The sequence below is a fragment of the uncultured Fluviicola sp. genome (genome assembly GCF_902168135.1).
In the GTDB taxonomy this organism is placed as follows: Bacteria; Bacteroidota; Bacteroidia; order Flavobacteriales_D; family Crocinitomicaceae; genus Fluviicola.
The window spans coordinates 1-26,722 of record NZ_CABHOL010000039.1 but is presented as its reverse complement, the minus strand read 5'-3'; the positions used below and the strand labels follow the sequence as shown (position 1 = coordinate 26,722).

At 40.9% G+C, this 26,722-nt stretch carries 22 protein-coding genes; 13 read left to right on the top strand and 9 right to left on the bottom strand.

What is annotated here, in order from left to right:
* Window positions 1-2,237 precede the first annotated feature (2,237 nt).
* Window positions 2,238-5,009: a bifunctional aconitate hydratase 2/2-methylisocitrate dehydratase gene (locus tag QZT69_RS13845; RefSeq protein ID WP_294675600.1), complete on the top strand. Its 2,772-nt coding sequence runs from the start codon at window positions 2,238-2,240 to the stop codon at window positions 5,007-5,009.
* Window positions 5,010-5,119: 110 nt separating this feature from the next.
* Here QZT69_RS13845 and QZT69_RS13840 read toward each other — a convergent pair whose 3' ends face one another.
* Window positions 5,120-5,527 carry a DUF4345 domain-containing protein gene (locus QZT69_RS13840; RefSeq protein WP_294675599.1) on the bottom strand — a complete coding sequence of 136 codons (408 nt, stop codon included), beginning with the start codon at window positions 5,525-5,527 and terminating at the stop codon, window positions 5,120-5,122.
* A gap of 205 nt (window positions 5,528-5,732) precedes the next feature.
* Between QZT69_RS13840 and QZT69_RS13835 the strand changes: the two genes are divergently transcribed.
* Window positions 5,733-6,980: a YCF48-related protein gene (locus QZT69_RS13835; RefSeq protein WP_294675598.1), complete on the top strand. Its 1,248-nt coding sequence runs from the start codon at window positions 5,733-5,735 to the stop codon at window positions 6,978-6,980.
* 20 nt (window positions 6,981-7,000) lie between these two features.
* Here the strand turns inward: QZT69_RS13835 and QZT69_RS13830 are convergent, their stop codons facing one another.
* The 4 genes from QZT69_RS13830 to QZT69_RS13815 all read right to left on the bottom strand — a co-directional run bounded on the left by QZT69_RS13830 (window position 7,001) and on the right by QZT69_RS13815 (window position 9,589).
* Window positions 7,001-7,447: a methyltransferase domain-containing protein gene (locus tag QZT69_RS13830; RefSeq protein ID WP_294675597.1), complete on the bottom strand. Its 447-nt coding sequence runs from the start codon at window positions 7,445-7,447 to the stop codon at window positions 7,001-7,003.
* Window positions 7,448-7,583: 136 nt separating this feature from the next.
* Window positions 7,584-8,495: a hypothetical protein gene (locus QZT69_RS13825; protein ID WP_294675596.1), complete on the bottom strand. Its 912-nt coding sequence runs from the start codon at window positions 8,493-8,495 to the stop codon at window positions 7,584-7,586.
* Window positions 8,496-8,582: 87 nt separating this feature from the next.
* A complete protein-coding gene (locus tag QZT69_RS13820; RefSeq protein WP_294675595.1) occupies window positions 8,583-9,122 on the bottom strand; it encodes a helix-turn-helix domain-containing protein in 540 nt (179 codons plus the stop codon).
* Between the two features lie 149 nt (window positions 9,123-9,271).
* Window positions 9,272-9,589, bottom strand: coding sequence for a hypothetical protein (locus QZT69_RS13815; RefSeq protein WP_294675594.1), 318 nt, complete (start codon window positions 9,587-9,589; stop codon window positions 9,272-9,274).
* 83 nt (window positions 9,590-9,672) lie between these two features.
* On the opposite strand from QZT69_RS13815, the gene QZT69_RS13810 reads away from it, so the two are divergent.
* On the top strand, window positions 9,673-9,807 hold the full coding sequence (locus QZT69_RS13810; protein WP_294675593.1) for a helix-turn-helix transcriptional regulator: 135 nt from the start codon (window positions 9,673-9,675) through the stop codon (window positions 9,805-9,807).
* A gap of 43 nt (window positions 9,808-9,850) precedes the next feature.
* Here QZT69_RS13810 and QZT69_RS13805 read toward each other — a convergent pair whose 3' ends face one another.
* Together QZT69_RS13805 and QZT69_RS13800 are read right to left on the bottom strand one after the other, a co-directional pair.
* Window positions 9,851-10,471 (bottom strand): hypothetical protein, encoded by a 621-nt coding sequence (locus tag QZT69_RS13805; protein ID WP_294675592.1) that lies wholly within the window; start codon window positions 10,469-10,471, stop codon window positions 9,851-9,853.
* A gap of 71 nt (window positions 10,472-10,542) precedes the next feature.
* Window positions 10,543-12,381, bottom strand: a complete 1,839-nt coding sequence (locus QZT69_RS13800) for a hypothetical protein (protein ID WP_294675591.1) — start codon at window positions 12,379-12,381, stop codon at window positions 10,543-10,545.
* Window positions 12,382-12,769: 388 nt separating this feature from the next.
* Here QZT69_RS13800 and QZT69_RS13795 point away from each other — a divergent pair, with 388 nt between their 5' ends.
* Together QZT69_RS13795 and QZT69_RS13790 are read left to right on the top strand one after the other, a co-directional pair.
* The gene (locus QZT69_RS13795) at window positions 12,770-15,043 is read left to right on the top strand and encodes an aconitate hydratase (RefSeq protein WP_294675590.1); all 2,274 of its coding nucleotides are present in this window, start codon (window positions 12,770-12,772) and stop codon (window positions 15,041-15,043) included.
* Window positions 15,044-15,309: 266 nt separating this feature from the next.
* Window positions 15,310-16,275, top strand: a complete 966-nt coding sequence (locus QZT69_RS13790; protein WP_294675589.1) for a hypothetical protein — start codon at window positions 15,310-15,312, stop codon at window positions 16,273-16,275.
* Between the two features lie 68 nt (window positions 16,276-16,343).
* On the opposite strand, the gene QZT69_RS13785 is transcribed toward QZT69_RS13790, so the two are convergent.
* Window positions 16,344-16,640, bottom strand: coding sequence for a hypothetical protein (locus QZT69_RS13785; RefSeq protein ID WP_294675588.1), 297 nt, complete (start codon window positions 16,638-16,640; stop codon window positions 16,344-16,346).
* Window positions 16,641-16,755: 115 nt separating this feature from the next.
* Window positions 16,756-17,565 (bottom strand): 2,3,4,5-tetrahydropyridine-2,6-dicarboxylate N-succinyltransferase, encoded by an 810-nt coding sequence (locus tag QZT69_RS13780; RefSeq protein ID WP_294675587.1) that lies wholly within the window; start codon window positions 17,563-17,565, stop codon window positions 16,756-16,758.
* Between the two features lie 124 nt (window positions 17,566-17,689).
* On the opposite strand from QZT69_RS13780, the gene ruvX reads away from it, so the two are divergent.
* The 8 genes from ruvX to dnaE all read left to right on the top strand — a co-directional run.
* Complete coding sequence (ruvX, locus tag QZT69_RS13775) at window positions 17,690-18,106, top strand: Holliday junction resolvase RuvX (protein WP_294675586.1); 417 nt, start codon at window positions 17,690-17,692, stop codon at window positions 18,104-18,106.
* A 182-nt stretch (window positions 18,107-18,288) separates the two neighbouring features.
* Window positions 18,289-18,885: a peptide deformylase gene (gene def / locus QZT69_RS13770; RefSeq protein ID WP_294675585.1), complete on the top strand. Its 597-nt coding sequence runs from the start codon at window positions 18,289-18,291 to the stop codon at window positions 18,883-18,885.
* Window positions 18,882-19,436: a hypothetical protein gene (locus QZT69_RS13765; RefSeq protein ID WP_294675584.1), complete on the top strand. Its 555-nt coding sequence runs from the start codon at window positions 18,882-18,884 to the stop codon at window positions 19,434-19,436. Before def ends, QZT69_RS13765 begins: the two co-directional genes overlap by 4 nt.
* Window positions 19,437-19,528: 92 nt before the next feature.
* Window positions 19,529-19,975: a DUF1573 domain-containing protein gene (locus tag QZT69_RS13760; protein WP_294675583.1), complete on the top strand. Its 447-nt coding sequence runs from the start codon at window positions 19,529-19,531 to the stop codon at window positions 19,973-19,975.
* A gap of 12 nt (window positions 19,976-19,987) precedes the next feature.
* Entirely contained in the window at window positions 19,988-20,362 is a 375-nt protein-coding gene (locus QZT69_RS13755) for a DUF1573 domain-containing protein (RefSeq protein WP_294675582.1), read from the top strand.
* A 163-nt stretch (window positions 20,363-20,525) separates the two neighbouring features.
* Window positions 20,526-20,963: a DUF1573 domain-containing protein gene (locus QZT69_RS13750; RefSeq protein WP_294675581.1), complete on the top strand. Its 438-nt coding sequence runs from the start codon at window positions 20,526-20,528 to the stop codon at window positions 20,961-20,963.
* Window positions 20,964-21,094: 131 nt separating this feature from the next.
* Window positions 21,095-23,224: a transglutaminase-like domain-containing protein gene (locus QZT69_RS13745; RefSeq protein WP_294675580.1), complete on the top strand. Its 2,130-nt coding sequence runs from the start codon at window positions 21,095-21,097 to the stop codon at window positions 23,222-23,224.
* 509 nt (window positions 23,225-23,733) lie between these two features.
* The coding region (gene dnaE, locus QZT69_RS13740; protein ID WP_294675575.1) for a DNA polymerase III subunit alpha at window positions 23,734-26,722 on the top strand (2,989 nt) is incomplete at its 3' end.

Sequence of the window (26,722 nt, the reverse complement as noted above, 5' to 3'; positions counted from 1 at the left end):
CGACCACCGAGATCTACACAGAGTAGATCGTCGGCAGCGTCAGATGTGTATAAGAGACAGATTTAAATGTTTAAATTCTCTAATTATTTCTAGTGCTGAAATACGAACTCTGAAATGCACACTTGGGTCAATGATATATTTCAAGAGATATTCGTAATTTTTTAAATGGTCAGCAAATTGTGCTATGTCAGAATTGCTAATGTTTGACATTTGCCCAATCCAAATTGTTGTTTCTATACACGTTCTGTTAAAGAAATTTTGGAAAACAGTTTCTTTCAATTCTGATATTCTATCTGAATCTGCCTTAAATAAGAGTTCCGGATTGTGAGAAGTTATCCATTCAATGAATTCTCTGTAATTGGAATTCTCTAGCGGAGTAAGATTCAATAGGAAGGTAACAGTGTTAGTATAAGAAGGATGGATTGAATTTGTTTCCTTAATACAAATTATTTCCTTGATTAAATCAAAGGGTAAACCCTCTAGAACCTTAGCGGAAAAATACTCTTGAATATTCTTATGTTCAAAAAAGTATGCTTTCCTAGCAGGATTACATTCAATAAGTGCAGAATGTATAAAGTTAGCTAATTCCTTATGATTACTATCTATTATTTTTAGTAATGATTCCTCATCAAAACTACTTTTCTGCATTAGTTCATGAGTAAGTGCTGTTTTCTTTAAATTCTTCTTTAATATGGCAATTGAAACAGTTTTTTTTTGGAATTTGTCCGATTTATCATTTTCCAATCGATCTGTGACATACATGTCCCATAATTTAGCTGTATTTGTTTCTAAATATCCCTGATTGTTATAGTAATTGGCTACTATTTTTAACTGAAAAGGGTTTTTTAGGAAAATATTATTTTGAGAATATAAATACAACTCTTCAAGGTCAAAATTGGATTGTGTAAGTGATTCTAAAAGTTTTTGCGACTGATTTAGTTTTAATTCTGAAAGTTTATAAGTTTCAAGTCCATTAAGTTGTGAAGAGAAGTCATTAAAAATATTCGATCTACAACTAATTAAATATTTGTAATTTCTATTCCTTAGGTTATGTTCTCTTATAAATGTCTGTAGTTTTGATATGAAGTCATTTACTTCAACTATTTCATCAATCCCATCAAGAATAAACATCAGATTCGAGAACTCAGAAATAAGATCAAAATTTAAGTAATCATGAATAGAATCTGAACTTGTAAAGTTATTCATTTTACGAAAAACTGGAATTAGATCATTAGAATGATCTTCCCACAACGAGTAGGCAAGGTTCAGGATTTCTGTTGATTTTCCCGATCCTGGATTTCCTATAATTGCTATTCCTGTATTTTTGTTAATTATTTCATGGATGTTGAAGTTCTTTTCTTCAAAAGAAAAATACAAATCATCACTTTCAAAGTTCTCAAATGTTCGGTTTAAATCAATGGATTCTTTTTTGTCAGTATCAATAAAGAGTTTAAGTAGATCAGAAGTGAGATTGTTTTTTTGTTTAGTTCCGATTTTATCTTTGATTAGAATTTCTACTACTTCTTCAAGGTTCTCTTTTACGGCCTTTACATCTGCAGAAATACTGAATATTTCTTCTTGGTATCTCTCAAGGATATGTAGTTTTTTTAATTCTTGATCTTTTAGAACGTTATTGATGAAAAGTTTAAGAAATAAATCTGTCTCGCTTTTTTTAGGCCTAGTTATGTTTGGATATGAATCGAAAAGTATGTTGATTTCTTCTTCCGTATATTTAGTTCGATATAAAACGTATAAGGACAGTTTTTCAACTAAAGCTTCAGATTGATAAAAGTAAAATGGAGTTCCCATTCGGGATTGTTGTTTCGTTTGGGTTTTATATTCACCGATCGTGAAGGAAATGATTTGAGATAGACGGTTTTCATATTTCTTTTTTTTGAAAAAAAATTTTTTGAAACCAGTATAACTTTCTTCTTTGATAAATTCTTTTATCCAATTTTTAGCGATTGTTGCAGTTTGCATTATTAATGCACCGGTTATAATAGCGGTCATGATTTTAGTCTAAATTCTTTTCTGATTACATAAATATAATTGATATAATTCTAACCCTTGTAAAAGGATAATTTATCTTGTTTAGGATCTACAATTTAGAACCAATCTGAATAAATAGGAATGATACTTTCCCGCTTCCTTTTGTGTTTCACTTTCCATTGCTTTTGCGTAAATTCGCGCGTCGAATAAATTGTTAAAAACTAACTTTCAAAAGCAAGTCTTCTTTTATGAATACCTATCAAGAATACATCCGGGAAATTGAGGAAAGAAAAACCCAGGGTCTTCACCCGAAGCCGATTGACGGCGCAGAACTGTTAAGCGAAATCATTGCTCAAATCAAAGATGAACAGCATGCTGACCGTGAAGATTCACTGAAGTTTTTTATTTACAACACCTTGCCGGGAACAACCAGCGCTGCAGGTGTTAAAGCGAAATTTTTAAAGGAGATTATCCTTGGGGAATCCATTGTAAAAGAAATCACACCGGCATTTGCTTTTGAATTGTTGTCTCACATGAAAGGTGGTACTTCAATCGGAGTATTGCTCGATTTGGCTTTAGGAAACGATGCAGCGATCGCAAAACAGGCTGCGGAGGTTTTGAAAACACAGGTATTCCTGTACGATGCAGATACGGATCGTTTGAAAGAGGCTTTCAAGGCAGGAAATGCTGTCGCGAAGGAAATTTTGGAAAGTTACGCTAAGGCGGAGTTCTTTACGAAACTTCCGGATGTTCCTGAAGAAATCAAAGTAGTTACCTACATTGCCGGTATCGGTGATATTTCCACGGATTTATTGTCTCCGGGGAACCAGGCGCATTCACGTTCTGACCGTGAATTACATGGTAAATGTATGATCACACCACAAGCACAGGAAGAAATCAAAGCTTTACAGGCTAAACATCCGGATGCAAGTGTGATGCTGATCGCCGAGAAAGGAACAATGGGTGTAGGTTCATCGCGTATGTCGGGTGTGAACAACGTAGCACTTTGGACCGGTAAACAGGCAAGCCCGTATGTACCGTTCGTGAATTTCGCTCCGATCGTTGGGGGAACAAACGGAATTTCCCCGATTTTCTTAACAACGGTTGACGTAACCGGTGGTATCGGTTTGGACCTGAAAAACTGGGTGAAAAAGACGGATGCTGCAGGAAATGTGGTTCGCGATGAAAATGATGAGCCGATCCTGGAGCAGGCGTATGACGTTTCTACAGGTACGGTTTTAACCATTAATACAAAAACAAAGAAATTATACAACGGCGATAAAGAGCTGATCGATATCTCGAAAGCATTCACTCCGCAAAAGATGGAATTCATCAAAGCAGGTGGATCTTACGCTATTGTATTCGGGAAAAAACTGCAGACTTTGGCGGCGAAAATCCTGGATATTGAAGCTCCGGTAGTATTCGCTCCTTCGAAAGAAGTTTCCGTGGAAGGCCAGGGATTGACGGCTGTAGAAAAGATCTTTAACAAAAATGCTGTGGGAGTTGCTCCCGGAAAAGTGTTACACGCCGGATCTGATGTGCGCGTTGAAGTGAATATCGTTGGTTCACAAGATACAACCGGTTTGATGACTGCCCAGGAATTGGAAGCAATGGCTGCAACGGTAATTTCTCCGATTGTGGACGGTGCATACCAATCCGGATGTCATACGGCTTCTGTTTGGGACAAGAAAGCGCAGGCAAACATCCCGAAACTGATGAAATTCATGAACGATTTCGGTTTGATTACGGCTCGCGACCCGAAAGGTGTTTACCATTCCATGACGGATGTAATCCACAAAGTATTGAACGATATTACGGTAGACGAGTGGGCGATCATCATCGGTGGTGACTCACACACACGTATGTCGAAAGGGGTTGCTTTCGGTGCGGATTCGGGAACTGTTGCTTTGGCATTGGCTACCGGTGAAGCTTCCATGCCTATCCCGGAATCGGTGAAAGTGACTTTCAAGGGAACGATGGAAGATTACATGGATTTCCGCGATGTGGTTCACGCTACACAAGCACAGATGCTTCACCAGTTTGGTGGTGAGAACGTGTTCCAGGGACGTGTTATTGAAGTTCACATTGGAACATTGACAGCTGACCAGGCGTTTACATTCACGGATTGGACCGCTGAAATGAAGGCAAAAGCTTCCATCTGTATTTCGGAAGATGATACACTGATCGAATCATTGGAAATTGCGAAAAGCCGTATCCAGATCATGATCGACAAAGGAATGGACAACGACAGACAAGTCCTTCAGGGATTGATCAACCGTGCAGATAAGCGTATTGCTGAGATCAAATCAGGCGAAAAACCAGCTTTGACTCCGGATGCAAATGCGAAATACTACGCAGAAGTTGTGGTTGATCTGGATCAGATCGCTGAGCCGATGATCGCTGACCCGGATGTAAACAACAAAGACGTTTCCAAACGATACACACACGATACAATCCGTCCGTTGTCATTCTACGGCGGCGATAAAAAGGTAGATCTTGGATTTATCGGTTCGTGCATGGTTCACAAGGGCGACATGAAGATCCTTGCGCAAATGCTGAAGAATGTAGAAGCACAGAACGGGAAAGTGGAATTCAAAGCTCCGTTGGTAGTTGCTCCTCCGACCTATAATATCGTAGACGAATTGAAAGCAGAAGGCGATTGGGAAGTATTGCAGAAATACTCTGGCTTTGAGTTCAACGACGACGCTCCGAAAAGCGAAGCGCGTACGAAATACGAAAACATGTTGTACCTGGAGCGTCCGGGATGTAACCTGTGTATGGGGAACCAGGAAAAAGCGGAAAAAGGAGATACCGTAATGGCAACTTCCACACGCTTGTTCCAGGGACGTGTAGTAGAAGATGCAGATGGTAAAAAAGGAGAATCCCTGCTTTCATCTACGCCGGTGGTAGTTCTTTCCACCATTTTGGGTAGAACACCATCCATCGAGGAATACAAAAAGGCAGTAGAAGGGATCAACTTAACGAAGTTTGCTCCTTCACACAAGCTGTTGGCGAATTGATAAGTTAACGACTAAAAATATAGAAGCCCTGATCCCGTATGTACGGGATCGGGGCTTTTTATTGATAGATAAAACGTTTGATTGAACTAAAAGTGCTTGTGCGTTCGGGATCATCCGTTTTTATATTTTTTGGAAACAAATAAAAGAATCAATGCGATGACGCTAAAAGTTGATTCCATCATAATCCATTGGTTTCCAAAATCACCCAATGAGCCATCTACGAAAATGGTGATCAATCTTGAAACAGCATAAGCTCCCCAAAACAATGATAGAAACAATAACCCTTTGTAATAGTCTTTTATTAAGAGATATATCAATTGAATGGTAATGACTAATCCAACTCCGCCATAAATACCCCTTATAGAACTCATTGCATCCGTATTGGGTAATGTTGTTGCCACCAAATCCATGGTTGATTGTGGACTGAAAAGAGAAAGCAGAGCTACATAACCCAAACTAAAAGCCGAAAATCCAATAAAGATCCGACTACTCAATTTCACCGTTTTTTGTGCGTTCATTTTTTTGTTTTAAAATTTAACGGCACAAAGTTGCGATGCTTATTACTAGTAAGCCTTGATTGAAATCAAGGTTTTTTTGCCTCAAAGAATAATCTTAGTGTCATTTTACCCCAATTCACTCAATAGGTGATACAGGAAACATTTTTGCCACAAAATCAATCATCAAATGCCTTTCTTTTGAAAGGACTATTTATGATGTATTATTATGAGAACAACAATTACCATACTCCTGATCAGCTTGTTTAGTAACTTATCCTATTCACAGCTAAACTGGACCGTTATTAAATACGATAGCATCGGTAACCGGTACGACGATGTTTTCTTTTTGGATGATAATCTGGGCTGGGCAGTTGATGGACCCGGCGGTTCTGTTTATAAGACAACAGATGGAGGACAGACCTGGGAAATGAAATTTGAGACTTCCAATTATTTGAGAAACATCGAATTCCTCAATGCTGATATTGGTTTTTTCGGGACACTTGACGACAAATTCTATCGTTCTACAGATGGCGGAGATACCTGGAGCCTGGTTACTCTTTCGCCGAACCCACCGGCAATTTGTGGTTTGGATGCAGTGGGCAGTTCAACCATTTACGGGTGCGGGGCTTTTTTTACTTTTCCACCGGCTAATATTATAAAGTCTGTTGATAGCGGAGTTACCTGGCAATATATCGATATGTCTGCCTATGCAACCGGATTGGTAGAAATTCTGTTTATTGATGAGCTTTTAGGCTATGTTTCCGGTAGAAGCAGTACCGGAGGTATTATTTTGAAGACCGAAGACGGCGGAGTTACCTGGACGGAGATTTATAATTCTCAAATTCCGGGGGAATATGTATGGAAACTGCAATTACTGGAGAACAACACGCATATTTATGGATCCATTCAGTCGCCGGTTGAAGGGAAATTAGTGAAATCAACGGATTCCGGGCAAACCTGGGAAACAAAGCCGTCTGTTGAGAAATTCGTGCAGGCTGTTGGGTTCATTACACCGGATCATGGCTGGATGGGAGGACATACCACCGGATTTTATGAAACGACAGATGGCGGTGATACCTGGAATTTTTTAGGTATCGGAAACAATTTGAACCGGATATTTGTGATTAACGAACATCTCGTATATGCTTCAGGTGCGGGATTGTACAAATATGGATACAGTACTTTATCAACAGGGATCACAGAAGGGAAGCCGAAAGATGCCTTGTCCGTTACCATCCATCCAAACCCGTTTTCAGAAAAACTGAATTTTACCATTGATTTTCAGCATGCGGATAACCTGGTTGCCGAGATCTATGATGCAAGCGGGAAATTTCTTCAGGAATTGCTGACCGATAAAGTAGGCAAGGCCCAGAAAAAGAATTACTCCGTAGATTTTCCTTATTCAGCCGGTACATACATCCTGAACATTCACACCAATAACGGACGCAGGTCTTTGAATGTGTCTAAGATGTGATTCGCTGGGTTAGTTCATGATCAGGGAGCATTCCGGTATGCCTCCAGCGGTATTTCTTTTAGCGGATTTCCCCCGTCAATAAACAATCTTCCTTTTTTCGTTAACGCTTTTGCAAGTTGAGTGAGTGCCTGTTTCTCCAGTTCGGGATGCCGTCCGTCCAATGCGCCAACCCTTACGGCAATAGCAAGGTCGAACAGTGTGTCATGGGGTCTCAATTCAAATTCTTCGATAGCTGCTTGCCTGATTGAAAGCTTTCCGCTGGCGAGTTCTTGTTGAGAACCTGCGATAGCCTGTTGGATCGCTTTTGCTGAGCGGTCAATGGCCAATACGTGTCCGTTCCCGATTTGCCCGGAGATTTCCCTGGCCATGGCTCCCGGTCCGCAGCCGATTTCCAGCACCCGGATTCCGTCTTTCAGCGGAAGGGCTTTCACGATGTCACTCAGCCGTTTTGATAATTTAGTATCCATCCGCAATACATCATTGATGATCCGAATTTACGAAAAACTGTCATGTGGAACAGTCAATTGCCTTTTTGTCCGAAATTACTTCAAAAAGATCTGAGCTCCTGAACCGAATGTGAAGTGAATTCCGGTTCGGGCTTTTTTATTCGATTCCCATTTTGTTTTGTATACAATCAATGTACAAGCTATGATTTAAAAAAAGTTTGTTTCCCAGCATGCCTGTCATGCCCGAAAACTTCATCAGTGCATATTGCATTTGCGAAAACCCGTCCACATAAGTAACTTGATTCAGAGGTATTTCCTGATTTCCAAATGTTATTTTTTGCTTGCAATTGGTAGTAAATGTAGTCAAAACGTTTTCCCAGGATTGCGATTTTTCAATGGTGATTTTTGAATGGGGCAGTTTCAGGTCTTCCCACCCTTCTTTGTTGGTTACTAGTTCGTAAGCGCTTGTGCCTGAATCGTATAAAAAACGTTCTTCTTCTCCGTTTAAAATACCGTCAAAGATTATTTTTCTTTTCTTGAATTTGAAATCAAATAAGTTTCTTTTAAATCGGGGAGGCACTTTGGATACATTTAATGCAATGTAATTTTCTTTAAAATTGATGATTGTTTTCCTGTTTTCTAAAATATCTGTTCCTATAGTCCCGATTATTTTTAGGGAATCACTACCCGTGTCATCTCCGGGATTGTATAGTTTGAATTTATCCGAATTGATTTTTGTTTTCCCGATATAGAAAGAAGTTTTCGCAACTCCTTTAGCTACGGATATTTGACGAAAATTCCGGATTGATTTTGAATAGAAAACAGTATACGGTGAACCGGTATCAAATTGCAAATAATAGTTTGCCGTGTCCCCCTCAAAATGTATGGGAAGCAGCAGCGCGTTTTTCTCTTCGCCCAGCCATGTTAATGGCACAGGACCGCTTTCGTTTTCTACCGTCAGGTAATTTTTATCGGGTGTAAATTTGCGGTCAAAATAAATATAACCGCCAAGTGCAGCCAGGACCAAAACGACCAAAATGGTCAACAGAATTTTCTTTAAAACTTTCATCAGCTCATTTTTTACAAATCTCTGTTTTGGAAAACAATTTCTTTGCAAAAGTGATACGACAGTTTTACGTCAATTTACCATTTGAATTTATAGGTAGTTGATTTTTAAAGCTTTGTGCAAATCGTTTTTTGTATTTAAGCTTATGCCGTTTGCAATCACTACCAATATTTTCAGACAAATAATGAATACTAACGGGAATAGAAAAAGCGGGAAATGCAGCGATAATCCTTTTTGAATGAATGGACTGGCGATTTGAGAACCAGCTAGTACTGAAGCAATGATAATTTGAACACTTACGATACTTTTTCCAAGTTCCTTGTTCCTTGCGTCTTTGGTTTTATAGGTCAGAATTAATGGGAAAATAACTCCGCCCAAAGGAATTACAAGGCCGAGCAGGCTTGAAAGATTGATCAGTTTTGCTCTGTCGGGTTTTGTGATTTCTTTGAAAGGGATTAATTTATTCGGTTCCGTTTCAAAAACTGTTGCAAGCGCGTTCAGCGTAAATCCTTTTGGAATATTTCCTGCTTCAATTCGTTGGATAGTCCTCAGCGAAAGTCCGCTTTTTTTCGCAAGTTCGGTTTGGGTTAAATTTCTTTCTTCTCTTAACTGTTGAACTATTGATTTCATTTTTGCTTGCGTTTCGTGAAACTTCCTGCTAACGATTTTCGGCCTGGCGCAAGCAGGAGTTTTTAACACCAAACTGCTGCGAATCCTAACCCGAATTTACGAAAAAGGGTTACACGAAACAGACAACGGCCTTTTTTACCGGATCACTTTTAGCGGGCAGTGTTCAACGTCGATCGATGCACCGTCAGCTCCGCATAAATTTCCCGGGCAAGTTCATCTAGTTGATCGTGTGATTGGGAAATATCCACGAACCGGACTTTTTTCGTCAAATCCAAATACAGCTCAAAAACCCGGTCGGAATGGTTGCTCTCCGGGAAATCCATCAATGAAAAGATCGTATCGCTGAGTTGCAGGTAGTAATCCGCCGCGCGAAGGCCCAAAGCATCCAAACCAAGCAACAATTTCTGGTTTACCAGGTCGTCTTTGATGAGTGAAAGAATGAGTGCTTGCTCTTTTTTGAGTTTCATAGCCGGGGGATTTTAATCACGAATCAAAGGTCAGTCAAATTGCTGAAAATGTTGTCATACAGAAAGTTGACAGGCTGATTTATTTGACAAGAGCCTGTTTAAAAGACCGTCAATCCATTGAAAAATTGGAGAATGGAAAAGTGAATCCAATGCTTTTTACTTTGCTGGAAGTGGCGAATGCTTTAGGGATTTCTGTGTCTAAGTTGGTTGATTTGTAGGATCGGGTTACAATTAAGCCCGTTTTAGTTTGTGTTTGATGTTTTATATATGCGGAGGATTCTTGTTCTTAATTTTCTCATCCACTTCATCTATTAATATGGCTTTTAGATAATCCATGAAATCTTCAACTGCTTCGCTTTTATCAGGATGGGCTTTTATGAAATCCCCTTTACTAGATTTAATAACCTCTGTGAATCTTCGCTGAGTATATTTCACCGCCATTTCTTTGAAAATTCGTTCTCTTAATTCTTTCAAAGTATTAGCTAGGTCAAGTGATAATGAGATAAACATGTATGTCATATCCTCTTCTAAATTGTCGCCCTCTTTATCAACCTCAAATAATTTTTTTAGCTGATTGTAATTCTTTGTTAAGGCGAAACACTTTTCAAATGTGTCAACAGAATATAAGTGTGCAAATTTATTCCTTACCTCCATGAATATTTGAAACTTTTTGATTTGATCTTTATCTAAATAATCTAAGTCAAGTAAAAGATTGGCCTTAGCATTAAAACTCAAGGATTGACTCGAATTGCCGAATGATTTGGAATCTTCAGCCTTAACTTGTAACAATTGACAAATTATTTCATTTAAAAAATGTTCAATTTTTACGGACATTTCAATCACAAATAATCTGGGCGGTATGTCTTTGTTTAATTCTAACATAAGTAACGGTTTGGCTATGAGCAGTAGCATCCCGAAGGCGGGCTATTGCTTATAGGTTTTGTTAGGCGCTTTTATTTCTTTTTAATTATTTCAAATTTCTTGGATTCTAATCTTTCAAGAGGAGATTTACCAAAAATCTTTTCTCGAATCATTTCTATTAATTCATCATCATTAAATTCAATCAACAACTTGTCATTGTCATAGAGTTCCTTTTGTTCCTTTATAGCAGTGGGGTCTAATCCTTTTCTTGAAAATACGATAGCAAAATTACCAACACCTTTCTTAGCATATTTAGTTGTACTGAAAAGTGTTGTGGAATTAAGTTTTTTAGTGTAATTCTTAAATTCAACAATTAGCGCTCGTGCATTAAAATCTGACTTCATTTGTGACCAAAATGAAGATGGATCTTTAAAATTGTTGTTTACCAACAGATCTCTTCTGTGATTTTTCAGATCATTTTCCGTTTGTTCTTCTGCCATATACAAATGGAAATCAGAAGAAAACAGGAACTTAAAGATATCCATCCCTATTGATTCGTATTCAGGCCATGAAAGTTTTCCTTTTTCACAGTTATTTAGCCTTTTTATTAGCTGATTGCCTTCGAATTCAATAGATGTTGAACCCTTGGTTATTTCAATCTCTGGTAATTTATTCTTGATGTACCAATGAAGAATCACGCTATTTTTAAGATAGAATTGCTGATCTGTTAAATGGAATAATGTTTCCAGTATGATACCATTCTTACTCAATAAAGTTTTAACGGAATCCCCTGGAAATGCTGTAAATACAAAATGCTTTTTAATTCCTTTTGGAATAGATTTAAGCTCTTCAATTCTTTTCGAAAGATGCTCCAAGTTTGATTTTTGAGTATGAAATATTTCAAATACTATTTTTTCTCGGCTATTCTCACAATAGAGGTCAAATTGCTTGTTTGATCCGTTTTCCTGAGCAAAGCTAAATCCTTGACATTTGTACAGGAATTTCACCAATTCTTGAACTTGTTTCTCATTCACATTTCGAATGAATAATCCAACAAGTTCTCTATGAATATTTTCTTCAGTAAATGGATTCTTAAGATTAAAGTCTTTTTTGCTTAAAGAGAGTACTATAGCATTTACTTGCTTGTCTGTTTTTTCTTCTAGATTGGAAAAATAAGATGGGTAGAAATCATAATAGTCGGGTATGACTGCTAAGGATGATTTCTCTTTTTCAGTTTTGTAAGAATGAATTCTAAACTCAAAAATGTCATCTGACATCGCTTCGGTAAAGTATGCACGCACCTTTTTTGAATAAAAGCTGAATTCACTGGCTATAGAAGGGTAATGTTCAAAAATATAGCTCTTATAATCAGCTATGAACTGAGTCAGTTGATCTTCCACCCTAACGATGTTAGGTTTAGTAAGATTTACCTTTCTTTTCTTTTTTCTTGCACTCTCCTTCTTTAATAGTTGTTGTAACTCCTTTTGCTTCTTGATTTGCTCCTCTTCACTATCGAAATCCCAAGATTCAGGAAAATAATAGTGTTCCGGTTGTTTGAGTATTCTTTGAAATTCTTTTAGCTCCAGTATTGGAAGGTTTAATAATCCAATTTTAATTTTATAAATGTAATACAACAGTTCACCTCCATATCTTAATCTTGTTGTATGTAGACATTCATTTAGTTCGTAATGAGTTTCATTTACAATAGTCAGTTTTTCTTTTTCAAAATCATCTATTGTCGATTTCGCTAAAAGTTCAATCGTTGATTGAGTGAATGTTATGGGAATCAGATTGAATTGAGTTATCCTATTAATAAGACTAAAGAGCTCTTGTTTATATTCAAGAAAAGAGGTCGGGTCATTCGCTTTACATGACGCAATTTTTTCAAATGTGCCAATTAATGCTTCATAATATTTTCTAGTAACAGTCATCTTAATTGCGCCTAATTTCCTTATACACGCTACTTTATCGCACCAATTTTACCAATAGGAGCTAAGCGCTATAAATTAACGGTTGCTCAAAATACAAATTAATCCGTCACGAGTTGTGTCTTATACAAAAATCCATGCATTTCACCCTTTGCGCTCTTCCATTCTCCGCGGTTTCAAAACAAAGCTTGCCGAAGGCGAGCTGACAATCTGTGCATCTGTGGTCAAACGAAATAGCCATGCCGCAGGCGTGGATCGGCCAATATCAATACTTCGTGCGCTTCTTGACTTGCAGTTCACCCACCATAGAAAATTTCTATGCATTTATAGCTTCTATTTAGAACTTCCCATTTTTTAAATGCTTAAATTTAACAGAACCAAAATTTATGAAATGGCTGTTTTCGATTTAGACATGATCCAAAAGGTCTACGCTGCTTTCCCTGAACGCGTAGCTGCTGCAAGAAAAGTGCTTGGTCGTCCCCTGACTTTGACCGAAAAGATATTATACGCCCATCTGTGGGATGGTAACGCAACGCTTGTCCACGAACGTGGAAAATCGTATGTGGATTTTGCGCCCGACCGCGTAACGATGCAGGATGCAACGGCTCAAATGGCTTTGCTGCAGTTTATGCAGGCCGGAAAAAAGAAAGTGGCCGTTCCTTCTACGGTACACTGTGACCACCTCATCCAGGCAAAAGTAGGCGCTGATGCCGATTTACAACGATCCTTAAACGAAAGCAGCGAAGTCTTCAACTTCCTGTCTTCGATTTCCAATAAATACGGAATCGGTTTCTGGAAACCGGGAGCCGGAATTATTCACCAGGTGATGCTGGAAAATTACGCTTTCCCGGGCGGAATGATGATCGGAACGGATTCGCACACGGTAAACGGCGGCGGACTCGGAATGATCGCCATTGGTGTGGGGGGTGCCGATGCGGTGGACGTGATGGCAGGAATGCCCTGGGAATTGAAATTCCCGAAACTGATCGGGGTGAAACTAACCGGTAAACTAAACGGTTGGACTTCCGCAAAAGACGTGATCCTGAAAGTGGCGGATATCCTGACCGTAAAAGGCGGAACAGGAGCCGTTGTGGAATATTTCGGCGACGGAGCAATCTCCCTTTCCGCTACCGGTAAAGGAACGATCTGCAACATGGGAGCAGAAATCGGAGCTACGACTTCTACGTTTGGCTACGACGATGCGATGCGCCGTTACTTAAACGCAACCGGAAGAGCAGAAGTTGTGGCTTTGGCGGATCAGATTGCAGAACATTTAACCGGAGACCCGGAAGTTTACGCCAATCCGGCTGACTATTTTGATCAATTGATCGAGATCGACCTGGATACTTTGGAACCGCACATCAACGGACCGTTTACACCGGACCGCGGAACGCCGGTTTCGAAAATGAAAGAAACAGCTATTGAAAACGGCTGGCCGCTGAAAGTGGAGTGGGGATTGATCGGGTCTTGTACCAACTCTTCCTACGAAGACATGTCGCGCGCAGCTTCCATTGTGGAGCAGGCCGTGAAACACGGAATTACACCGAAAGCAGAATTCGGGATCAACCCGGGTTCCGAGCAGGTTCGTTATACCATTGAGCGCGACGGGATCATTGCGACCTTCGAAAAAATGGGTACGAAAGTCTTTACCAATGCCTGCGGACCGTGTATCGGTCAGTGGGACCGTGAAGGCGCTGACAAACAAGAGAAAAACACGATCGTGCATTCGTTCAACCGCAACTTCTCCAAACGGGCAGACGGTAACCCGAATACACACGCATTCGTAACTTCTCCGGAAATGGTTGCAGCCCTTGCAATTGCCGGTGATTTAGGATTTAATCCCTTAACCGATACTTTGACAAACGACAAAGGAGAGCAGGTGAAATTACTCCCTCCGCATGGCGATGAACTTCCAACCAAAGGATTTGATGTGGAAGATCCTGGATACCAGGCTCCGGCAGAAGACGGATCCGGCGTACAGGTTCTTGTAAAACCGGATTCAACCCGTTTGCAGTTATTGGAATCATTCCCGGCCTGGGACGGACAAAATATCCTGGGAGCGAAGTTGCTGATCAAAGCAAAAGGAAAATGTACCACAGACCACATTTCGATGGCCGGTCCGTGGCTGCGCTACAGAGGTCACCTGGATAATATTTCGAACAACATGCTCATCGGTGCTGAAAATGCATTCAACGGAAAAGCAAATGAAGTAGTGAACCAGTTGACTGGTTCAACCGGAGAAGTACCGGCAGTGCAGCGCGCTTACAAGAATGCAGGTATTCCTTCCATCGTAGTGGGTGACCATAATTACGGAGAAGGATCTTCCCGTGAGCATGCGGCAATGGAGCCACGTCATTTGGGAGTTCGTGCGGTCATTGTTAAATCCTTTGCGCGTATCCACGAAACCAACCTGAAAAAACAGGGAATGCTTGGATTGACCTTTGCAAATGAAGCCGATTACGAGAAAATCCTCGAAGACGACACGTTCAACTTTATTGATCTGACAGAATTTGCTCCGGGCAAACAATTGACACTGGAAATCGTTCACGCAGACGGCTCGAAAGAAAATATCAAATTGAATCATACATACAACGATCAGCAAATCGATTGGTTTAAAGCTGGATCTGCATTGAATTTGATTAAGCTGCAGAATCGAAACGACTAAAAAATTAAAATAAAACAACCAGTAGGGGCGCGATTAATCGCGCCCCTACTGGTTTATCGGCATTTCCGCAGGAAATATGCAAGCATAACGAATACTGTCAGCGGCTCATTGAAACACGTGTTTCACGAATTTCATTATCTATCTCTGTAGGTAGATAAACTATAATTTTAATTTCGGTCTTGAAAGCTAAAACCGTAAATCAACCTTCTTTTGAAAAAGAGAAGGTTTTTTTACAAATAATAATAAAACCAAAAACGCTACAATTTATGAAGAGAAAAGCTACTCTTGCGGGAGGAGTTATGTCCATAATGCTTGCATTCAATGCATCCGGACAGGCAAATACCAAATTTAATATGGTCAACGATCCGTATTATGGTTTTCCCAACTACACCAGTTTATTTCCGGGTTTAAAAAGTTCCATTCTTGGAGCAGTAAAAGACGATGAGAACATTTCGAATATCGATAGCCGTGGATCCGGGCCAACCGGTTTACGCACTGAGTTTTTCCTGAACAATTGGTTCGGTGTCGGTGTGGATGCTATTTACAGTGGAAGCAGCGTGAGTTATGACCGCCTGGATTCCATTGTTGACGGAGTTTCCTATACAAACTCGTATGAACGTAAAATGAGCCGGGTGCGTATCCAGGCACGTTTCAATTTCCATTTCCCGGTAAAAAGCAAACGACTGGATATGTATGCGGGAATCGGGATCGGAAGTAATGCAAAATACAGGACCACATTCGTTAACGGAGTTAAAACCGAAGATAAAGATGGTTTCTGGAATGGTTTCCCGACTATTCCCATCTCCATGAGAACCTGCTGGGGATTCCGCTACTACTTTTCCAAGTTTGTGGGGATGAATTTTGAAGTGGGTATCGGAGGTCCCTTGATTTCTACCGGTGTTTCTTCCCGTTTCGGATTTAAACTGCCGAAAGTTCCGGGATTGGATGAACTGAATACAGATGGGACGGGAGATAACCTGAGAAAAAAAGCAGAGGATGCTAAAAAGAAGGCTGAAGACGCTGAAAAGAAAAAAGAGGAGATCGAAAAAAAGACGGGCAATACTCAGACAGAAGAAGATCCTGCAAAGAAACTGGAAGAGGAACGAATCCGCCTTGAAAAAGAAAGATTACAGCTGGAGCAGGAAAAATTAGAGCTTGAAAAGAAAAAGCTGGAGGAAGAGCGAAAGAAATTGGAAGAAGAAAAACGTAAAACGGAAGAGGAAAAACCTTGAAAGCTTTCCCATAAACTAAAAACCCGTCTCGGCTAAGCCAGGACGGGTTTTTTCGAATAAAAAAATTCTTACTGAATCTGACATTTAACTGTCGTAGTTGTTGGATCACCAAACCCAGACTGTGACCATGAAGTTTCAGTAGTTGTTGTTCCGTTCATGCTCTCACATTTCGTCTTAGCTTCGTCCTTTTTGTCCTTGATAGTTGTAGAAGAAGGAGTTGTTGTTGTTGATTCTTCCTGGTAAACATCACCACCAAATGAAATTTCAGGTTGGTGTACTGTTGTTGTACAAGCACAAGTGTAGTCTTTTTTACAAGATGTTAACGCTAGAGTAGCCAATACGGCCAATGAAAAGATTGTTTTCATGATTTAAATGATTAATTAAAAATTCGGGTCGAAAATAATAAAGATTCAGGAAACGCAAGACGTACAGGAGTTTCCCGAATCAAATTTAACAAAATAGATGAAAGTGCATGTTTTTTTAAACAGCTACGTTGTGTTCTCTCAATGCGTCGTTCAAAGAAGTTTTTAAATCAGTAGATGCTTTTCGTTTTCCGATAATCAATGCACAAGGTACCTGGAAATCTCCTGCCGGGAAAGATTTAGTATAGGATCCGGGAATGACTACCGAGCGCTCGGGAACATATCCTTTCAGTTCAATAGGTTCAGGCCCTGTGACATCAATAATTTTTGTCGACATGGTCAGGCATACATTTGCTCCCAGTACGGCTTCTTTTCCTACACGTACACCTTCTACCACGATACAGCGCGACCCGATGAAAGCATCGTCTTCGATAATAACAGGAGCAGCCTGCAGGGGTTCCAATACACCGCCGATTCCAACACCGCCGCTCAAATGCACGTTTTTCCCTATCTGTGCACAGGAACCAACTGTTGCCCAGGTATCAACCATTGTTCCGGAATCCACATAAGCCCCGATATTTACATAAGAAGGCATCATGATTACTCCCGGAGCTACAAAAGAGCCGTAGCGTGCAATGGCATGAGGAACCACGCGAACTCCCAATTCAGCATAGTTTTTCTTCAGTGCCATTTTATCGTGGAATTCAAAGGGACCCACCTCAATTGTTTCCATTTTACGAATCGGGAAATACATCACAACGGCTTTCTTTACCCATTCGTTTACCTGCCAGGAACCATCTTCCATCGGCTCGGCAACCCGAAGTATTCCTTTGTCGATGTCTTCAATAACATGTTCAATTGCCTGGCGTGTTTCCGCCTGATCTAACAATGCCCGATTTTCCCAGGCAGCTTCTATAATGGAACGCATATTTTTGGTTTTTCAGCAAAATTAAAAATTAAAAGCTATTTATAAGGATGCTGGCGCGAGCATCATGCTCGCGCCAGCACAAGTTTTTATTTTACTTTTGTATGTACCTTTTAATACAAATTCTTTGTCAAAAATTCTCGCAATCGATTTCGGTCTCAAAAGAACCGGCCTGGCACTCTCCGACGAGCTTCAGATGTTCGCTTTCGGGTTAAAGACCATTGACAGCAAAACACTGATGGATGAATTGAAATCACTTGTTTTGAAAGAGAAAATTGTGGAAATCGTAATCGGCGAACCCAAAAGATTGGATGCCTCCGACTCACACATTACCCAAAACGTACGTTTACTGAAAGAAGCGGTTCAGAAGAATTTTCCGGGAGTGATTGTCAATTTGCTGGACGAACGGTTTACTTCCAAAATGGCTTCGGCAGTGATTGCTCAAAGCGGATTGAAGAAGAAAGACCGGGAGCAAAAAGGATTAATTGATACGGTAAGTGCTGCAATTATCCTCCAGGATTACCTTCAAACCCGCGTAAAATAAGGAAAAGTATTTCGAAAGAGTCTATTTCCTAACTTTGTAACAAGTTAAAAGGTTCAAAGAATTCAAAAGGTTTAAAAGTTCAATTGAACACTTGAACGTTTTTAACTTTTGAACTCACAGAAATAGTACAAAGAACAGGGATTGTAACCTTTTCTATGAAATGATTTTAAAAAAAATAAAGAATGATATTGCCAATTGTTGCATACGGTGACCCGATATTAAAAAAAGAAGCGGTAGAGATCGATCAGGACTATCCGGAATTGAACAAATTGATCGAAGATATGTTTGAAACGATGTATGAAGCATCCGGAGTTGGTTTGGCTGCACCCCAGATCAATCGTTCCATCCGTTTGTTTGTGGTGGATGGAAGTCCTTTTGCAGAAACCGATGAAGATGAGGAAGAAGATCCGCGTGCTGAAGGAATGGAAGGTTTTAAGCGCGTTTTTATCAATCCGATAATTGAAGAGGAGGTGGGCGAAGCATGGGGATTCCATGAGGGCTGTCTGAGTATCCCGAAAATCCGCGAGGAAGTTTACCGCAAGGAAAAAATCCGCATGACGTATTACGATGAGAACTGGCAGTTCCACGACGAATGGTTTGACGGGTACAAAGCGCGTATCATTCAGCACGAATACGATCATATCGAAGGAGTTCTGTTTACAGACCATCTTTCGGTTTTGAAAAGAAGATTACTAAGCAAACGGCTTCAGAATATTTCCCAGGGATTGATCTCCGTAGCTTATAAAATGAAGTTCCCGTCTTTCAAAAAAGGAAAATGATGAAGGTATTCTATGCGATTACTGCAGCATTGTTGATGGCTGCATGTTCTTCCAACACGGAAAAAAATCATGAAAAATCAAGCGATACGACCAATAAAGGTGATTTGGCTTCTGCGGTGAAAGAAGTCAGAGTGTTTGAAGATTCTTTGAAAAGATCCGGAATGCAGTACGATCAGCAGACTGCGGTTGTGTATGCTGAAAAATGTTTGTCGGTAACACACCGTTTCCCGAAATCAGAGGAGGCTCCGAAGTTTATGGATAAAGCACACATTATTTTCGCCTCTGTCGGTCTGCACCAGCGTTCGGTGATTATTGCAGATTCCTTGATAGCGATGTACCCGATGTATAAAAACAGGCCCATGGTATTGGAAAGCCTGGCGGGTGCCTATGATGTGTTTGTAGTGCCAAGACAGAAAGAAAAAGTGAAGAAATACTACGAAATGCTGCTAAAGGAAAATTCGGAAATGAAAGCCGAGCAACGAAAACAGATCGAAGATCGTTTAAAGTACATAGATTTGACATTCGACGAATACGTTTCGAAAGCAAATTAGGTTTTTGAACTGATTTTCGTTAACTATGTGTTAAAGAAAATTTGGAGTAACACTTAATATTCTATATTTACAACAACTAATTAAGAAACACAATGAAAAAAGTATTATTTACAATGATGTTAGCTTTTGTAGCTGTTATCGGTGCAAACACTGCAGTAGCTCAAGAAGTTCAGAACGGAGCTAAGATCGAATTTGCGAAAGAAACGCATGACTACGGTAATATCAAATACGGTGCTAATGGAACTTGTACTTTTACTTTTACGAATACAGGTAACGCTCCTTTGATTATTTCTAATGCAAAAGGATCATGCGGATGTACGGTTCCTGAGTGGCCGAAAGAACCAATTGCTCCGGGAGCAAAAGGAGTAATTACAGTGAAGTATGATACAAAACGTTCCGGTGCTATCAACAAGAACGTTACAATTACTTCTAACGCTGTGAATGAGCCTACAAAAGTAATCCGTATCAAAGGAAATGTTGCTCCGCAGCCGGAAGGAACAAGCCCTGTAAACGACGGTGGTGCTCCATCTGCACACTAAAAATACGATCAAATGCGTTGTTTAGCTATCGCATTTCTCATACTGAATTCCGCTTTTTGCATCGGTCAGAAAGCGGAATTTTCTGTTGATAAGGCTGTCTTTACCTTTCCGAAAACAAAAGAAGGACCGGTCATTTCTCACGATTATGTTATTACCAATACCGGTGATGCGCCACTAATTCTATCTGATTATAAAGTTTCCTGTCCGTGTACCAAAGCAACACTCCCGGGACCAATTCCACCCGGAAAATCTGCAGTTATGCACGTAACTTTTGAAACCAAAGGGAAATATTACGAACAGGACCGCGCAATCATCCTCTCAACCAACACCAAAAAAGGCACCGAAAAAGTCCGCTTCAAAGTCTTCGTCATTCCCGAAGATGAGTAGCGAGCAGTCGCGACTGATCAGCTACACATTCATCTTGTCTCAAGAGGTTGCTTTGAAAATCCTTTATTAACAGTTATTTAAGACTTGAGTTAAAGCCCTGTTAAACCTTGTTTACCGGTGGTTTCGTTTGCGTAGATTGCTTCAAATATTTAAATGCTACGTTATGAAATCGAATACACTCGTTTTAATCTTAAGTTTTGTTTTCACATTGGGTGTGAAACAAGTATTTGCACAGCCGGAAGTTTTGAATGGAGCTCAAATCCAGTTTGAAAAAGAATCACACGATTATGGAACTATCGAGAAAGATGCCAATGGTGATTGTGTCTTTATTTTCAAAAACACGGGAAATAGCCCCTTGATTTTGGAAAATGTGAAAGGCTCCTGTTCCTGTACTGTTCCCAAATGGCCCACAGAACCCATTCTGCCGGGAGAAAAGGGAGAAATCAAAGTGCATTACAATACTGCAAATTCGGGACCGATCAATAAATCTGTAACTATTACTTCCAATGCGGTAAATGAGCCGGTAAAAGTGGTTCGCATCAAAGGAAATGTGCTCACTCCGGCTGTAAAGGAACAGGCAGTTCAGCAGGCAGTAAACTAACAGGATTACTACCGTTTTGAAAGGTAAATGAACCCCGGTTTGTTTACCTTTTTTCGTTTGTAACATCGTTAAGAAAGTGCATTATCATTGTAAAGAGATCTGATTGAATGAACCGGCTGGCCAATCAAAATTTGCTGCAAGTTATTTTTGTGGTGTTGTTCTTGCGGACCATTCCTGTTTTCGGGCAGGATTCGCTGAAACCCTTTCAATTCGAAAAAATAAGACTGGAAAGAGCCGTTTCTTTGAACGCCCGGATGCTTTCGGCTGCAATTACAAATGGAAAAACAACTGATAAAGAGAAGTTTGATGCCATTCTTTCCTGGGTGGTAACTCATGTCAGGTATGATTACCGGCGCTACAATTCAGGAAAGGCCTTTTCCTCTGATCATTCGTTAAAGCGAACTTTGAGAAGACAAAAAGGGATTTGCACGGATTATACCAATTTAATGGATTCGCTTTGTACTTATGCGGGCCTGCAAAATGTAACGATCACAGGTTATGTGAAAGAAGTGAATTTTGATGTGAATGATGAGCTGTATTTCGATAACCATGCCTGGAGTGCCGTGAAGCTAAACGGAGTTTGGTTTTTGTACGATCCTACCTGGTGTTCGGGAACTGTTAGCTGGGATTATAAGCGCTTTGCAAAATGGAGACTCAAAATGATCCGGAAATTATCTAAACGCACCAAAAGCAAGGAATTGAAATTTGGTTCTAAAATAAAGAACGGTAGTATTTGTGATCTGCCCAAAGAAACGGTTTACGGCTCAAAAACGATCCATGTTGTTCGATTTTTTCCACGTGTTTTTATCCATATGCTCAGTTGGTTCCCCTTTAAAGTGAAAGAGAAATATACCGGCGTTGCGAATTCGGAATATTACCTGGCGAACCCGGAAAGGTTTTCGGTTACCCATTTCCCGAACAACCCCATTTGGGCTTTGTCTAAAAATTCGGCGAATGTGAAAGAATTTGCAGCGGACCCTAAATCATACAACATTCCGGAATACCTCGCCATGGACCAAAGCCGGCATGGAACATTCTGCCTGGAGTGCGACGATTACGAGGCATCCGGTGAACTTGAAAGAGAACTTAAAAACTACCAGGCAAGTCTGAGGAACAATCCCAACAATCACCTCTTGCCAGGAAATTACCAGTTAACAATGGGTGGGTATCTGTTTCAGGAAGTTTTGAAAGAAACGGACTCCTTAACGAAGGTTCATTTGATGGATTCTACTCAGGCTTACTTGTTGAAAGCGAGGACATATTACAAAAAGGCTAAGGTGGATGCACGGGTTGAAGCGACTTTTCATGTTAAAAAGAATACCGCCAAAAAATACGTGCTTTTAAAAGAGAACCGTACGGATTTGGCACAGGTAAAAAAAATGCTTAACCGCACGGCTGTAAAAAGGAACCTGGTGCGTGCATTGGCTGTAAAATCAAGAAGTCTGCGCAGAACGGAAACCAATTTTTTACATAAGTTCAATAATAACTTTAAAGAACCTGGTCCGGCAAAAAAAATGAAAGACGAACAGGTTCAAAAAGTGAAACAAAAAATAGCAAGGAGTAAGTTTTACTGTGATTCGTTAACGACCGAAATCCAATCGATACAAACTCGTTTTAAGTCGAATCTCGGAGTGCTTTGGCTGAATTTGAGAGAACAGGAAGAGATTGCTGTTCCCCTGTTCAATCATTATTATGCGGATGGCGACATGCGCCTTTTTAAACTGCGGGACAGCTACAAATATGATATTCGTGAATTGCGGAAGAAAATTGCTGCAGAGAAGCAAGCACTGCAGAATAGCGTTGACCGGAATATCCTGGATATGGCCGACTCGGTTTGTAAAGATTACGTGCAAATGGTAAAACTGGTCAAAAAAAGAGATGCTGCTTTTTCAAAAAACAAGCGGAATTTCATGCTGCTGAGACGTGCTAATGTATATACCGGTGCTGATGTAAAGCAATTCTGCCTGGAAACCTCCGAAACAGTTCGGCAGACTATTTGCTGGAATAGTGAAAATGAATTACTGGTGAAAAGTCTCGTGGAGACATTTAATTATTTTACCCGGGCCATGCGAAAATCAACACAAGCTATTCCATGGGACACAAGGATGGAACTGAAGCGCCACCAGGCAATTGAACAGCATGTGAGAAGGAATCAAATGCGAAACAAAGATGCGGTTTACAACAACGCAAAACTGGTTAGCATACTAAATACCAAATTGTACGAGCACCGCAAGAAATTCGAGCGAAAGAAAATAATTTAATAACGAAAATCACAAAAAAAATGGTCTCCTCCGGATAAGTTGTCTGTACTTTATTTCAGTTTCTGGCAGCGTACTTTCTTCCCCAATTACACGACCGATAAATCTTAAAGAAAAACTTGAAATACGAACCCGTCCTTCAGGATGTTCGGAGAAGTGCCAGTCAGTCGATGCGCATACCAATCCCAGAAAGTGCTAATCCGGCAGTGTTTGCAAAACGACTGCGGGATTGCATTTTGGATCCTGATCCCATCTTTCTGTGGATTGGTGTGTAGCGACTGGCTGGCTGAAAGTTGTAATTGGGTAAAGGCATTTTTGCTACTTTTTTTGACTTGGAAAAAAGTAGGAGGGAATGTAAGAGAGAATATTAAGTGGTGCTGAAGTTTTGATAATGAGTACAGAGTGTAAATTCTAAATTAGAATAACTTGCTAAAAATAGCAGCGAGTTATCAACTTGTTTTGGATTCATCCCTTTCTTTTGATTACCTTTATTGTCCCCAAAAAAGACTCACATGTTTTTAATTTTCGATACCGAAACAACTGGTTTACCTCGTGATTGGAATGCTCCTTTGACCGATTTGGATAATTGGCCGAGAGCAATTCAGATTGCCTGGCAGTTGCATGATGAGCTGGGGAATTTGGTCGAAGCAAAAGACTTCCTGATCCGCCCGGACGGGTTCGATATCCCTTACGATGCAGAACGGATTCACGGAATTTCTACCGAATTGGCCGCAGAGCAGGGAGAAGCTTTGGAAGATGTAATCGCAGAATTTAATGAAGCCTTGCGGAAAGCAAAGTTTGTGGTTGGACAAAACATTGGTTTCGACTTGAACATCATGGGGGCTGAGTTTCTGCGCATGCAGGTGGAAACCAATATGCACGACCTTCCGGTGTTAGATACCTGTACGGAAGTTACTGCTGAATTGTGTAAGATTCCCGGTGGTCGTGGAGGTAAATTCAAGCTTCCGACCCTGACGGAGTTACACAATTATTTGTTCAGCGTTCCTTTCGGTGAGGCGCACAACGCAACTGCCGATGTGGAAGCAACTACACGTTGTTTCTTCGAATTGGTCCGCAGGGAAGTCTTTACCAAAGAAGAATTAAAAGTTGAATTAGAGTTTTTCGATCGGTTCAAGATCGCGAACCCGGATTTCATTCAGCCGATCGGGCTTACACACCTGAATTTAAAGGAGGAAAGTGCCAAACTCAAAAAGCAGACTAGCGACGATTCTGTTTCCGTCGATGTGGCTGAAGCAAGAGAACGGTTGAAGGATGTTCCTTTTGTTCATCTGCACAATCATACACAGTTTACAATCCTTCAGTCTACCATGGATGTGAAAGGATTGGTGAAACAAGCCATTAAGCACAATATGCCGGCTGTTGCCCTGACAGATATCGGGAACATGATGGCGGCTTTCCACTTTGAGAAAGCAATTGCCGGTATCAACAAAGAAATTGAAGCCGAAAGACAGGAAGCCGAAGAAAACGGACAAACCTATACCAAACAACCGTTGATGCCCATCATCGGATGTGAAATGTACGTGTGTCGCGACCGGAAAGATAAAACGGTCAAAGACAATGGTTCACTGGTGGTTTTCATTGCGAAGAACAAGAATGGTTATCACAACCTCATCAAATTGGCTTCCATGGCTCACACCGAAGGAATGTACTACGTTCCGCGGATCGATAAGGCTGCTGTGGAGCAATACCACGAAGACATTATTGTTCTTACTGGAGGATTAAGCGGAGAAATTCCAAGTTTATTGCTGAATGTGGGGGAGAAACAGGCAGAAGAAGCGCTTATCTGGTGGAAGAATATTTTCAAGGATGATTTGTATGTGGAAATCATGCGCCACGGACAGGAAGATGAAAACCGCGTGAATGCCTCGTTGATCAAACTGGCACAAAAACACGAAGTAAAAGTAGTTGCAACGAACAATACGTTTTACGCTACGCGTGAAGATGCAAATACACATGATATTTTGTTGTGTGTAAGAGATGGTGAGCAGGTTACTACTCCAAAAGGAAAAGGACGGAATTTCCGTTTCGGATTGGAAAACGAAGAATATTACTTCAAATCGGCCGACGAAATGAAGGAGCTGTTCCTGGACCTTCCCGAAGCCATTGAAAGTGTGGCTGAAATTTTAGGAAAAATCGAGCACTATCCGCTTGCACGGGAAGTACTGCTTCCTGCGTTCGATATTCCGGAAGAATTTAAACATCCCGAAGATGAGGTCGATGGAGGAAAGCGTGGTGAGAATGCCTATTTACGTCATTTAACATACGAAGGAGCGGCAAAACGCTACCCGGAAATCACTGATGAGATCCGTGACCGACTGGATTTTGAGCTGGCAACGGTTGAAAGAACAGGTTACCCGGGATACTTTTTGATTGTACAGGATTTCTGCCAGGCAGCCCGAGACATGGGAGTTTCCGTGGGGCCGGGACGTGGGTCCGCTGCAGGTTCCGCAGTTGCTTACTGTACCGGAATTACGAATGTCGACCCGATTGCTTACGATCTCCTATTTGAGCGTTTCCTGAACCCGGATCGTGTATCCATGCCCGATATCGATATTGATTTCGACGATGAAGGCCGTGGACGCGTCATTGACTGGGTAATTGAAAAATACGGTGCAAACCAGGTAGCCCAGATCATTACTTATGGAACAATGGCCGCGAAGTCTTCCATTCGGGATGCGGGACGGGTTTTGGACCTGCCTTTGATCGAAACAAACAGTTTGGCGAAACTCATTCCGGATAACTTCTCCCTGGATGCAATTTTCAACTGGGAAGAACCGAAACTGGCTGAAAAACTAGCCAATAGTCCGCAGGATTTGGCCAATGTGCAGGAATTGCGGGCAATTGCAAAAGGAAACGACATGCGTGCCCAGGTTTTGAGACAGGCTCAACGCATTGAAGGTTCTGTTCGAAATACCGGTATCCATGCCTGTGGTGTGATCATTACACCGGATGATATTACGAATTTCGTTCCGGTTGCACTTGCGAAAGATACGGGCATGTGGTGCACACAGTTCGATAACTCCGTAGCGGAAGAAGCCGGGTTGTTGAAAATGGACTTCCTGGGATTGAAAACTTTGACTTTGATCAAGGATGCGGTCAAGAATGTCAAAAAACGCCACGGAATTGATCTCGATCCGGATACTTTCCCGATTGACGACGAGAAGACCTACGAATTGTTCCAGCGGGGTGAAACCGTAGGGATCTTCCAGTATGAAAGTCCCGGGATGCAGAAATACATGCGTGAACTGCGTCCGTCGGTGTTTGCCGATCTGATTGCCATGAACGCTTTGTACCGTCCGGGGCCGCTCGAGTATATTCCGGATTTCATTAAACGGAAGAACGGAGAGCAGGAAATCAAATACGATTTGGATGCCTGTGAAGAGTATCTGAAAGAAACATACGGAATTACTGTTTACCAGGAGCAGGTAATGCTTTTGTCCCAGAAGCTGGCAGGTTTCTCCAAGGGTGACGCCGACGTTC